General features: G+C 71.0%; 13 protein-coding genes. 10 read left to right on the forward strand and 3 right to left on the reverse strand.

Annotated features, from left to right (window positions below):
* Nucleotides 1-82: 82 nt before the first annotated feature.
* Both ACGFZS_RS33190 and ACGFZS_RS33195 read right to left on the reverse strand, forming a co-directional pair.
* Nucleotides 83-715, reverse strand: a complete 633-nt coding sequence (locus tag ACGFZS_RS33190) for a polysaccharide deacetylase family protein (RefSeq protein ID WP_393798184.1) — start codon at nt 713-715, stop codon at nt 83-85.
* Nucleotides 712-1,380 carry a TetR/AcrR family transcriptional regulator gene (locus tag ACGFZS_RS33195; protein ID WP_393798185.1) on the reverse strand — a complete coding sequence of 223 codons (669 nt, stop codon included), beginning with the start codon at nt 1,378-1,380 and terminating at the stop codon, nt 712-714. The genes ACGFZS_RS33190 and ACGFZS_RS33195 overlap by 4 nt, the downstream gene beginning before the upstream one ends.
* Before the next feature lie 95 nt (nt 1,381-1,475).
* Here ACGFZS_RS33195 and ACGFZS_RS33200 point away from each other — a divergent pair, with 95 nt between their 5' ends.
* The 6 genes from ACGFZS_RS33200 (at nt 1,476) to ACGFZS_RS33225 (ending at nt 7,155) form a co-directional block, all read left to right on the forward strand.
* Complete coding sequence (locus ACGFZS_RS33200; RefSeq protein ID WP_393798186.1) at nt 1,476-2,318, forward strand: alpha/beta hydrolase; 843 nt, start codon at nt 1,476-1,478, stop codon at nt 2,316-2,318.
* Between the two features lie 19 nt (nt 2,319-2,337).
* Entirely contained in the window at nt 2,338-3,024 is a 687-nt protein-coding gene (locus ACGFZS_RS33205; RefSeq protein ID WP_393798187.1) for a VOC family protein, read from the forward strand.
* Nucleotides 3,025-3,083: 59 nt separating this feature from the next.
* The gene (locus ACGFZS_RS33210) at nt 3,084-4,040 is read left to right on the forward strand and encodes a fumarylacetoacetate hydrolase family protein (protein ID WP_393798188.1); all 957 of its coding nucleotides are present in this window, start codon (nt 3,084-3,086) and stop codon (nt 4,038-4,040) included.
* Complete coding sequence (locus ACGFZS_RS33215) at nt 4,031-4,384, forward strand: DoxX family protein (RefSeq protein ID WP_393798189.1); 354 nt, start codon at nt 4,031-4,033, stop codon at nt 4,382-4,384. The genes ACGFZS_RS33210 and ACGFZS_RS33215 overlap by 10 nt, the downstream gene beginning before the upstream one ends.
* A gap of 76 nt (nt 4,385-4,460) precedes the next feature.
* Entirely contained in the window at nt 4,461-5,324 is an 864-nt protein-coding gene (locus tag ACGFZS_RS33220; RefSeq protein WP_393798190.1) for an alpha/beta hydrolase fold domain-containing protein, read from the forward strand.
* 343 nt (nt 5,325-5,667) lie between these two features.
* Nucleotides 5,668-7,155, forward strand: coding sequence for an SDR family oxidoreductase (locus ACGFZS_RS33225; RefSeq protein WP_393798191.1), 1,488 nt, complete (start codon nt 5,668-5,670; stop codon nt 7,153-7,155).
* A gap of 40 nt (nt 7,156-7,195) precedes the next feature.
* On the opposite strand, the gene ACGFZS_RS33230 is transcribed toward ACGFZS_RS33225, so the two are convergent.
* On the reverse strand, nt 7,196-8,173 hold the full coding sequence (locus ACGFZS_RS33230) for an NAD(P)-dependent oxidoreductase (RefSeq protein WP_393798192.1): 978 nt from the start codon (nt 8,171-8,173) through the stop codon (nt 7,196-7,198).
* A gap of 201 nt (nt 8,174-8,374) precedes the next feature.
* Between ACGFZS_RS33230 and ACGFZS_RS33235 the strand changes: the two genes are divergently transcribed.
* From ACGFZS_RS33235 to ACGFZS_RS33250, 4 genes are all read left to right on the forward strand, one after another.
* Nucleotides 8,375-9,364, forward strand: a complete 990-nt coding sequence (locus ACGFZS_RS33235) for an AraC family transcriptional regulator (protein ID WP_393798360.1) — start codon at nt 8,375-8,377, stop codon at nt 9,362-9,364.
* Between the two features lie 70 nt (nt 9,365-9,434).
* Entirely contained in the window at nt 9,435-10,217 is a 783-nt protein-coding gene (locus tag ACGFZS_RS33240) for a peptidoglycan-binding protein (protein WP_393798193.1), read from the forward strand.
* A gap of 98 nt (nt 10,218-10,315) precedes the next feature.
* Nucleotides 10,316-10,570, forward strand: coding sequence for a Smr/MutS family protein (locus ACGFZS_RS33245; protein WP_359221968.1), 255 nt, complete (start codon nt 10,316-10,318; stop codon nt 10,568-10,570).
* A gap of 133 nt (nt 10,571-10,703) precedes the next feature.
* Entirely contained in the window at nt 10,704-11,903 is a 1,200-nt protein-coding gene (locus ACGFZS_RS33250; protein ID WP_393798194.1) for a hypothetical protein, read from the forward strand.
* The last annotated feature ends 36 nt before the right edge of the window (nt 11,904-11,939 follow it).

Below are 11,939 nucleotides of genomic sequence, written 5' to 3' on the forward strand. Positions count from 1 at the left end.
GGGCCCGGCTCCGTCGATGCCGCCGGGCCGCGCCTTCGAGCGCGGCCCGGTTCGTCGGTCAGTCGGTCGGTCGGCTCGTGGGTCAGTCGGTCAGGAGGTGATCGAGCGGTACTCGGACGTCGCCGTCCCGGATCGGGACGCAGTCCGGGGGGAAGTCCTGGAGAATGTCGGCTCCCAGACTCTCCAGGGCTTCGAGGAAGCGCGGGAGATGTGACATCGCCCCGGTGGGCAGGTCGTGGAGGACGACCAGACTCCATTCGCGGGTCCGGAGGTCGGCCAGGCAGGTGTCGACCCATCCGTCGGGGTCGTCCCAGTCATGGGGCCACAGCACGCAGGTGAAGCCGTGCCGTTGGAGATAGGCGAGGGCTGCCCGGCTGAGCAGGCGGCGGTCGAGGACCCCACCCCGTCCGTAGGGGCGGAACAGCTGTCCGGGGGTGGCCAGCCCCCTGATGAGACGCTGCGCTTCGCCGATCTCACGCTCGGCCGTGGCGGGGTCGGGGCTGTCACCGAGTCGCACGGTGTGAGTGAGAGTGTGGTTGCCGATCCAGTGGCCTTCCGCGGCGGCGCGTTCGGCGACGGCTCGGTTGGCCGGGGCGGTCAGGTTCTCGCCGACGAGGAAGAACGTGGACTTCACGCCGTGCCCGGCCAGTGTGTCGAGGACCTGTGAGGTGACCGGCGCCGTAGGGCCGTTGTCGAAGGTCAGCGTGACTTTCACGGCTGCTCCCCGGCGTGCTCCGTGCGGTACCGCAGTCCTCCGATGACCAGGTCGGCCACGAGGTCGGCATGTTCCGCGACGGCCTCCTCTTCGAGCGGGTCGCCCGGGCCGATGCGGCGGGCGAGGCCCAGCAGGCTGAACGGGGCGCTGGCGCCGTGCGCGATGAGGAAGTGCAGGGTGCGGACAGGCACCGGGGCGATCTCACCGCTGTCCATCAGGGCGCGCAGGGGCGCGGTGAGCGGGGTGAGCACCGGCTCGATGTGGTGTTCGTACAGATGGAAGAGCCGGGGCGTCTCGGCGACACCCTCGATGTTGACGAGGCGGAGCACCTCGGGGCGGCGAGCGTGAACGAGGACGAAGCGGCGGATGATCCGGCGCGCCTGCTCCAGCGGCCCGCCCTCAGTGTTCTCCAGTTCCGGCAGGAGCTCGGCCGCGATGCCGGCGAAGGCCCAGTCGACGGTGGCGTACCAGAGCTTCTCCTTGGATCCGAAGCGCTGGTGGATCAGGTTGTGGCTGACCCCGAGCTCGCGGTTGAGCGCCGCGACGGACGCTCCTTCGTAGCCCTTGTCCGCGAACATCCTCAGCGCCGCGCCGAAGATCTCGTCGAGGGTCGCGGGGGACAGTTCGGCCGGCGGTCGTCCGGTTCGCGAGGTGGCAGCGCTCATGGCCGCAATGTTAACCCCGGATGTTGACCCCCATCAATTTAAAGTTGATACTCATCAACATCTGGCGGAGGGACGTCCGCCACCTGGAGGCCGGTATGAAACGTGAAGACCACGTGGTCGGCGAGACCTTCGCCTACCGCTATCCCCATCCGCGGGCCGACCACGTGCTGCTCGTCCAGCACGGCATCGGCGGGCACGGGGGGATCTACGACAACTTCGCCGCGCACTACGCGGGGCTCGGCGCCGAGGTGTGGTCCATGGACGCACCGAGCCACGGCCGTTCCCGGACGATCCGGCCGGCCGGGCGCTTCACCCTGGACGAGTGGGTGACCGCGGCCGTCGAACTGGGCGAGCACATCGCCGCCGAGACCGGGCTCCCGGTGTTCGTGAAGGGCTCGTCCCTGGGAGCCGCCGCCGCTTACTGCGCCCACGCCGCGTCCGACGTGTTCGCCGGGGCCGTGCTCATGGGGTACGCCATCCCCTCCTCGCCGATGATCCCGGCCGACAACCCGTTCCGTACGGAGGCCTACGAGCAGCTCATCGCGCGCTTCGGGCACGCCCTGCAGTTCGACATCGGCCGCTTCTACAACTTCGACGAGGACTACGGCTACCCGGGCGCGGACCGTCAGAAGCGACAGGACCCGCTCAATACCTGGTCCTACGACCTGGCGTCGTGGGGATCGGTGATGCGGTACGAGCCCGAGGTCCCGCTGGCGAAGAACACCAAGCCGATCCTGTTCACGGTCGGGGAGAAGGATCCGGTGTTCACCCCGGACCTCGCGCGAGCCGTCGTAGCCGCCACCGGAGGCCCGGTGGAGCTGCACGTCCATCCGGACGGCGTTCACCAGCTGATGCTCTTTCACACGGCCGACTACGCGCGCGTGGTCAGCGACTGGTGCCACAAGACCCTCCGTGCGGCCTCCGCCGTCGGCGCCTGATCACAAAGGAGTGATCGACATGACCGTCCACCCCCGTGGCGTCAACCACCTCGCCATCGCCACCCGGGACATCAAGGCCCAGATCGAGTTCTTCACGGACGTGCTCGGCTGCGAGCTCAAGGCCCTGTACTGGATGCACGGTGCCGAGGGCGCCATGCACGCGTTCATGGAGCTCAACCCCACCTCGTACATCGCCTTCGTCCACCACCCCGACAACCCCGGCAGGACCGAGTGGGGCCTCACCCACGCCGCCACCCCCACCGGCCCGGTCACCGCGGGCGCCATGCAGCACGTCGCCTTCGACCTGGACAGCGTCGAGGAACTGCTGACCCTGCGCGACCGCATCCGAAGCCGCGGCATCATGGCGATCGGCCCCGTCGACCACGGCTTCTGCCAGTCCGTCTACTTCGGCGGACCCGAGGGCCTGGTACTGGAGATCACCTCGGGCGAAGCAATCGACGACCGGGCCTGGATCGATCCGGAGGTCGTCGCCCTGGCCGGTATCGACGAGGCGGAACTCGCCCGCTACCGGCAGCCGGCCGACTACCAGTGCCCCGCGGAGGCGCTGCCGCAGCCCGCACTGGACCGCACCAAGCCCCATCTCAACTTTCCTGACGAGATATACGCGTTCCTCGCCACCGCGACGGACGAGCAACTGCGGGAGCTGCTCAGCGACACCGAGCCCCCGGTCAAGGTGGAGGACTGACCGCCGTCACCACCCGGGGCCCGCGCCCGCAGCCCGGACCCCTCCCAGAAAGGCCCCTCATGAAGCTCGCCAACCTGGACGGGCGAACCGTGATCGTCACCGCCGGCGGCGTGGTCGACCTCGAAACCGCCTCGCACAGACGCTTTCCCGCGCACCCTGACGCCGCCCTGACACGGATCCCGGAGATCCGCGACTGGCTCGCCGCTGCCCGCCCCACCCCGGACGCCTCCCTCACGCTCGCCGATCTGGAGGCCGACCCGACCCGCCTCGGTCCTCCCGTCACCAGGCCCGGCCAGATCCTCGCCGTCGGCCTCAACTACCGGGCACACGGGGCGGAAACCGGCCTGGGTGTCCCCGACGCCCCGCTGGTGTTCGCCAAGTTCCCCTCCTCTGTCGCGGGACCGGCCGAGGACATCCCCCTGCCCACCGCCACCTGCGACTGGGAGATCGAACTCGTGGTCGTGCTCGCCCGGGGCGGCCGCGACATTCCCGCTCACCAGGCCCTCGACCACGTCGCCGGCTTCTGCGTGGGCCAGGACATCTCCGAGCGCACCGGTCAGATGGCCGGAACCCCGCCGCAGTTCAGCCTCGCCAAGAGCCACCGGGCCTTCAGCCCGATCGGCCCATGGGTCACCACCCTCGACGAACTCGACGACCCTGCCGACCTGGTCCTGACCTGCGCACTGGACAAGGAGATCGTCCAGAGCGGCCGTACCCGGGACCTCGTCTTCGACGTTCCCGCTCTGATCAGCCATGTGTCCGGCGTGGTGGAACTGCGCCCCGGCGACCTGCTCTTCACCGGAACCCCGGCCGGCGTCGGGTTCTCCCGCAGCCCCGCCCGCTACCTGAACCCGGGCAACGTCCTGCGCTCCACGATCGAGGGACTGGGCACCCTCACCAACACCTGCGTCCGAGCGGAACCCTCCGCTCTCGGCCTCCCCGCCGTTCCCGCACTCCAGCCGCCGCCCGGCAGCGGCGCCCGACCCCTTTCCGCCGAGGTGCCCCGATGTTCCTAGCCACCGCTGTCCTGTCCGTCCTGCTGGCCCTCGGATTCATCGCGGCGGGCCTCCCCAAGGCCCTGGCCCGTCCGTCCGCGAAGGCCGAGGCGCACCACCTCGGTCATTCGGTGGCCACCTTCCGCGTCCTCGGCGTGCTGGAGCTGGCCGGCGCGGCTGGTGCAGTCCTCGGCCTGTGGCTCCGGCCGCTCGGCGTGACAGCCGTGACCGCGCTGCTCGTACTGCTCGCCGGCGCCGTCCGTGCGCATCTCCGCGTCAAGGACGCCCTCAAGGCCGTCGTCCCCGCGGCGCTCTTCGGCGCGGTGGCCCTCGCGGTCCTCCTGCTGCGCCTGGCGGCCTCCTGACCGAAGCGGGTCACGACACGCGTGCTTCCCCGACCTCGATCGCCCAGTCCGGCACACCAGAGCCCCGAGAGAAGACATGAGCAGCCTCCAGATGCACGCCATCGCCGGGTTCCTGAGACTCACGCGCAAGCGCGGAGCAGCCCCGGATCCCGCCGCCTCGGCGGAGCCGCCGCGTCCACCGGCGAAACTCGCACAACGGCACGCGGTGAGCACACGTACCGTCGGCGGATTCACCTGCCACACCGTCGCTCCACGCGACCGCAAGGCCGAGCGCGCTGTGGTCTACCTTCACGGCGGGGCCTACATCAGCCACGTCTCGCCGCAGCACTGGCAGCTGATCTCGCAGCTGACCGACGCCGGTCTACGCGTCGAAGTGCCGCACTACGGCCTCGCGTCCCGGTACACCTACCGCGACGCGTATCCCTTCGTCACCACCGTCTACGACCAGTTGCTCCGCGAGGTGAATCCCGGCCAGGTGACGATCATGGGGGACTCCGCCGGCGGTGGGCTCGCCCTCGGTGTGGCACAGAGCCTTGCCGCCGCGGGCGTGCCGCAGCCGGGCCGGCTCGTGCTGATCGCCCCCTGGTTGGACCTGACCCTGTCGAACCCCGGCATCCCTGCCACCGAGGCCAGGGACCCCTGGCTCACCAGCAGCAGGCTGCTCGAAGCCGGCCGTGGCTGGGCCGGTGGCGATGATCCCGCCCAGCCGCGCCTCAGCCCCATCAATGGCCCGCTCGCGCCCCTGCCGCCCATCGACGTCTACATCGGAACACGGGATCTGTTCTTTCCCGATGTCCGGCGCCTGCAAGAGCTTGCCGCGGAGACGAAGGCCAACGTGAACGTCACCGTGTGCGAGGGCGCGGTGCACGTCTATCCGCTGGTCCCCGCGCCGGAGGGCCGCGCCGCCGCCCGTGCCATCGTCCGATCGTTGGCTTCCTGAGACCGCCGTCACCCTAGACCGGCTCATCGCCCGATCCCTTGTCCTGTCCGGAATCGAATGGGCGGTGACGGCCTGGTCGGGACGGCCGGATCGGGTCCTGGCGCGGTGACCGGGGCGGGCAGGGCGAGCCGTGCGAAGTGCTTCCCGGCACGGCGGCAGGGCCGAGCCCGTGTCACCCGGATGCCGCAGTCGCCCGGCGTACCCGGCCGGGTGGGCGGCACCGTGGGGGTGTCGGGGGCACCAGGGTTCAGGGACGACGACTGAGGCGGTTCGCGTGGCGGACGAGACGGGCGGGACGGCGACGAACGGGAGCGCGACCCCTGCCGGGCGTCCGAGGACCTGCTTGGTGACCGGCGCCAGTGGCTACATCGGCGGGCGGCTGGTGCCGGAGCTGCTGGATGCCGGGTACCGGGTGCGCTGCCTGGTGCGCACGCCCCAGAAGCTGCGTGACCATCCGTGGGCCGGGCGGGTGGAGGTCGTCCAGGGCGATGTCACCGACGCGGGCTCGGTGGCGGCGGCGATGGCGGGCGTCGATGTCGCCTACTACCTGGTCCACGCGCTCGGCGCCGGTCGCGGCTTCGAACGCACCGACCGGCAGGCGGCCCAGGTCTTCGGCGAGCAGGCCCGCGGCGCCGGCGTCGGCCGGCTGATCTACCTGGGCGGGCTGACCCCGGCCGACGTGCCCGAACGGGAACTGTCGCCGCACCTGCGCTCCCGCGCCGAGGTCGGCCGTATCCTCCTCGGCTCGGGCGTACCGACGGCCGTGCTGCGGGCCGCCGTCATCATCGGTTCCGGCTCGGCCAGCTTCGAGATGCTGCGCTACCTGACCGAGCGGCTGCCGGTGATGGTCACGCCGCGCTGGGTGCGCACCCGCATCCAGCCGATCGCCGTACGGGACGTGCTGCGCGTCCTGGTGGGGTGCGCCGGCCTGCCGCCCGACGTCAGCCGCACCTTCGACATCGGCGGCCCCGAGGTGCTCACCTACCTCGACATGATGCACCGGTACGCCGCCGTCGCGGGGCTGCCCCGGCGGCTCATCATGCCCGTGCCGGTGCTCACCCCCGGCCTGTCCAGCCAGTGGGTCGGCCTGGTGACGCCCGTACCCGCCTCCATCGCCCGCCCGCTGACCGAGTCGCTGCGCCACGAGGTGGTCTGCCGGGAACGGGACATCGAGCGGTACGTGCCCAGCCCGCCGGGCCACCCGGTCGGCTTCGACCGTGCCGTCGCCCTCGCGTTGCAGCGCGTGCGGGACGCCCAGGTCGACACCCGCTGGTCCTCCGCCTCCGTGCCGGGCGCTCCGAGCGGCCCGCTGCCCACCGACCCGGAGTGGGCCGGCGGCAGCCTCTACACCGACGTGCGCGAACGCCATGCCGACGTGGCTCCCGACGCGCTGTGGGAGGTGGTCGAGAGCATCGGCGGCGAGAACGGCTGGTACTCCTTCCCGCTGGCCTGGGCGGTACGCGGCTGGCTCGACCGCCTGGTCGGCGGGGTGGGCCTGCGCCGGGGACGACGTGACGCGCGGCGGCTGCGGGTCGGTGACTCGCTGGACTTCTGGCGGGTGGAGGAGATCGAACGAGGGCGGCTGCTGCGGCTGCGCGCCGAGATGCGGCTGCCCGGCCTGGCCTGGCTGGAGATGCGGGTCGACGAGGAGAAGGCCGGCGGCGCCCGCTACCGGCAGCGGGCCCTGTTCCACCCGCACGGACTGCTCGGCCAGCTCTACTGGTGGAGCGTGTCGCCGTTTCACGCGGTCGTCTTCGGCGGCATGGCGCGCAACATCGTCCGCGCCGCCGAACGCACGCGGAAGCGGGGCACCGGTCCTCGGCCGAGCTGAAACCGACGCGCCCCTCGTCCGCGGCTGTGCTCGCGGCCGCTCAGGGGCGCAGCAGGGTTCCGGCGATCTCCTCCAGGAGGGCCACGGCGAGGAGTTCACCGTTCACGGGTCCGAAGCGCTCCAGGGCCCGCCGGTGGAGATGCAGCAGCGTGTCGGCCAGCTCGTGCGGGGTGCCGTGGTCGCGGGCCTCGCCCGTGATGACCTCCAACTGGTCGTGGATGCGGTCGAGTCCGTACGAGGGGAGGTAGTCCCCGGCGAACAGGGCGGACAGGTCCCTGCGGATGAAGTCGCTCCCGGCCGCGCTGCCGGCCAGCGTGTCGCGCAGGACCGCGAGGTCGATGCCCGCTCGGCGCCCCAGCAGAAGGGCCTCGGCGGTCGCCGCGGCCTGCCCGAACCAGAGCAGGTTGATGAGGAGTTTCGTCGTGTAGCCGGTTCCCGGGCCGCCCATGTGACTGATCCGGTCCGAAGTCGTCACGGCCTCCAGCAGCGGCCCGCACCGGTCGAGGACCTCGGGAGAACCGCCCACGAACAGCCTGAGGCGCCCGTGTTCGGCATCGTCCGGGCTTCCGCCGAGCGGCGCTTCGAGGACATCGACGCCGTGGGCGGCCGCGCGCGCCCGCAACACCGCAGCAACCGCCGGGGCGTTGCTCGTCATGTCTATCCACACCGCCCCGGGGGCCAGGGCGGAGAACACGGCGTCCGGAAGCGCAGCCTCGGCCTCGCCGGGCCCGGGTACCACGGTGACCAGCACCTCCGCCCCGGCCGCGGCCGTCGCGGCGGACGGCGCCCAGTCGGCGCCCGAGGAGCGCACCGGTGCTTCCCGTTCGGGACGTACATCGAAGGCGGTCACCGTGTGGCCCGCCGAGACGAGGCGTCCGCACAGAGGCGTCCCCATACGGCCGACGCCGACGAGGGCTACGCGCGAGGGCACAGAAATCACCGCCATGGCAGTCGTCGCGTCCGTCCTGTCCAGCCGCGTGGAGTTGCTCGGGACCACCCCGAGGATCACTGCGGGCATCCTAAGGTCTGCTCCGGCGCCCGCGTCATCCTGCTCAGGTGAGTGATCCGGGTGGCCCTCGGGACGTAGGGCGACGGCAAGTTGACCCGGTGGTTGCGAGCGCGAAGGAACCGTTTGGGGCTTCCATGACGGTGCGTTGAATCTGCTGTGCTGTCCTGATTTCGTTGACTTTCCGGGGGAGGACAGCACGTGATCGTGACCATGCGCAGTGAGGACCTGCCGGCCGCCGACCGGTTTCCGTGGTGGTGCGAGCAGATGGCCCAGGACATCGTGCCGTCGACGGTCAGCAGCCCGCACGCCGACGACTTCCGGTCCGAGGTGACGGTCGCGGAGCTGGGCCCGGTCCTGCTGACGACGATCGACTACCCCGAGCTGAGATCCGTGCGCTCCTCGGTCCTGGTGCGCCGCTCGGACCCCGAGCGGTACGGGCTCAGCCTCCTGCTGGCGAACGACCTGTACATCGCCCAGCGGGACAACGAGTCCCGGCTGTGCCCGGGGAACCTGCTGCTCCACGACACCTCCCAGCCCATGGACACCCGCGCCCTGCCCGGGACCGGTCGCGGCGAGATGGTGATGCTGCAACTTCCCAAGTCCACACTGCCGTTGCGCCCGGAGCGGCTGAACCCGTTACTCGCGCAGGGGATATCCGGCGGCGCCGGGATGAGTGCCGTCTTCGCCCGCTACATCGTCGGCGTCGCCGGGGCCGTCGGGCGCGGCGAGATCGGCGACCGCGAGGCCGCGCGGCTGGGCGAGGTGGCTCTCGACCTGGCCGCCGCGACCCTGGCCTCGTACATCGAGGCCGAGGACCGGCTGACCCCGGAGACCCGTCGGCAGGCGCTGCTCGCGCGGATCGAGACGTTCGTCGAACTCAACCTCCCCGACCCGGAGTTGACCCCCGCGGTGATCGCCGCCCACCACCACATATCCCTCGGCTATCTGCACCGGCTCTTCCAGCCCCGCGAACGGACCGTCGCCGCCTGGATACGGCATCTGCGCATCGAGCGCGCCCGGGCCGACCTCGCCGACCCGCGGCTGCGCCACCACCCGGTGCACGCCCTCGGCGCGCGCTGGGGCTTCCCCCACCCCGCCGACTTCAACCGCGCCTTCCGTGCCGCGTACGGCATGCCCCCGGGCGACTACCGCCGCCAGTCCCTCGGCACGGCAGTGGACGCAGCGTCAACGAACAGGTGACCCTGCGCCAATGACGTCACCCCCTGCGCACTGACACCGTGTCCAACAGGTTCACGAACAGGAGTGCAGGATGAGTACAACCGCTCAGGCAACCACGGCACAGATCCGTCAGGCGATGGTGAGCAACTGTCTCTGGGGGGTCCAGCACGAGCCCGACATCCACTACTCGCAGACCCGGCCCATGCCCATCGGTACAGCCGTGCACCACCTCCCCTTCACGACCGACTGCTCCGGCTTCGCCACGCTCATGGCGAAGTGGAGCGGGGCCGGGGACCCCAACGGCTCGGGGTTCGACGGGCAGGGCTACACCGGCACGATGCTCGACCACTGCGAGCACATCACCGCGGCCGAGACCCAGCCCGGCGACTTCGTGGTCTTCGGCCCCGGCGGGGGTGAGCACGTGGTGATCCTCATCGAGAGCGCGGCCAAGGGGCTGGGCGCGCTGTGTGTCTCCCACGGTCAGGAGAAGGGGCCGCTGCGGACCACGGTGCAGGACGAGGCGAACTCGCACGACAAGCCCCTCACCTACCTCCGCCTGCCCGGCGGCGGCACCGGCACGCCGACCCCGCCGTCCTCGAACCGCAACCCCTACTGCCCGCTCACCGTGGACGGCGGGTTCGGGCCGCTGACCACCAAGGCGCTCCAGTGGGTGCTGGGCGTGACCCCCGACGGCGAGTTCGGGCCGAACACCAAGAAGGCTCTCCAGAGCCACCTCCATGTATCCGTCGACGGCCAGATCGGCCCCCAGACGATCAAGGCCCTCCAGGCGCACGTCGGCGTCACCCAGGACGGGCAGTGGGGGAAACTGACCACCGAAGGACTGCAGAGGTCGCTCAACGCGGGCCGCTTCTGAGTAGCCGGGCCCATCCCGTCCACGGAGCCCGGCACCCGGGCGCGGGCGACTACACTCGGACGGCGTCGTCACAGGTGGCGGCAGCGGGAGGTGGCACCTTGCTGACATTGGACCTGCACCCGATCTTCCGGAACAACCGCGACATCGAACTCTCGCTGCGGCAGATCGTGTTCCAGGCGAAGAGCACGGGCGAGCCCGTCGTGCAGATCATTCACGGGAAGGGCACCGGGCAGCTCAAGGGGCGCGTCCTCGCGTTCCTCGGTCAGAAGCACATCAGGAAGCTGTACGACCGCGTGGAGATCGACACGGCGAACACGGGCCGGATCCTGGTCCACTTCGCACCACGCCCCTGAACCCTCTCCCGGAGCCGTGCGAGGCCCCGTGTGCCGGGCGTCTTGTTCGTGGCTGAACGTCCCCTGTGTGGCCGATCGGAACTGATGTACATGTGGAGGCCGATGGCTTCGATCGATGGTTTCAGGGGGGATCATGCGCATACGTATGCATTTACGTGCCTGGATTCTGGTCGGCGCGGGCCTGCTCGCCGCGGGGGCCGGTCCGGCGTACGGGGCCGGTGCGGCGTCGGCCGGGTCCGTGGCGGGGGCCAGGGAGTACACGGTGCGGGACCTCGGCACCCTGGGCGGTACCCGCAGCGAGGCGACCGCGATCGACGGCGACACGGTCGTCGGGAGTTCACAGACGAGCGGTGACGACGCCGAACACGCCTTCGCGTACGACCTGCGCGGACACGTCATGACCGATCTGGGCACGCTGGGGGACTCCAGCCGGGCGACCGGTGTGGCGGGGAAGTACGTCGTCGGGGAGTCGGACCTCTCGGCCGACGGCCCGACCCATGGATTCGTGTACGACCTCCGGACCCGGCGGCTCGCCGACATCGGCACGCTCGGCGGCAGCAGCACCCACGTCACCGGACTCCACGGCGACACCGTGGTGGGGACGTCGGCGCTCTCCGGTGACGCGGTCACCCACGCGTTCGCGTACAGCCTGCGCACCCGGACCATGACCGATCTCGGCAGCCTCGCCGGTCCGTCGGGCGACAGCACAGCGGCGGCCGTCAGCGGCGCGGTCGTCGTGGGGAGTTCCTCCCTGCCGGGCACGCCGGCCGGCACCACGCACGGGTTCGCCTACGACCTGCGCACCCGGACGATGACCGACCTCGGCACCCTCGGCGGAAGCTCCAGCACCGCCAACGACATCAGCGGTCCCGTGGTGGTCGGTCAGTCCCGGACGGCCGGCAACGGACTCAGCGGGTACGCCTACGACCTCCGTACCGGCGTCCGCACGGACCTGGGGTCCCACTTCCTGATCGCGCAGTTGGTCAGCGGGAACACGGTTGTCGGCGGCGACAGCCTGCTCTCCACGACGTACGACCTCGTCACGCACACGAGTGCCGTGGTCGGCTCCGGGCGCGGCGTCACCGAGGTCAGGCAGATCGCCGGGAACGTCATGGTCGGCGACAACTTCGCCCCCAACTCGTTCGCCTTCGTCGCCCGCGCCGACAACGGCGACTTCACCTACCTGGCCTCCCTCGGCGGCCTCAACTCCGCCGCGACGCAGGTCGACCGCCACGGCGTCGTCGCAGGCAGCGCCGCACTCCCGCCCGCCGACCCGGTCTCCGCCAACGGCCCGTTCCATGCCACCGTCTGGGTGCCGCACACCGTCGGGTAGGGCGCCCGTGGCCTGTCCGTCGTGTCCCACTCCGGA

Origin of the sequence: Streptomyces sp. NPDC048288 (genome assembly GCF_043201555.1) — a bacterium.
Taxonomy (GTDB): Bacteria; Actinomycetota; Actinomycetes; order Streptomycetales; family Streptomycetaceae; genus Streptomyces.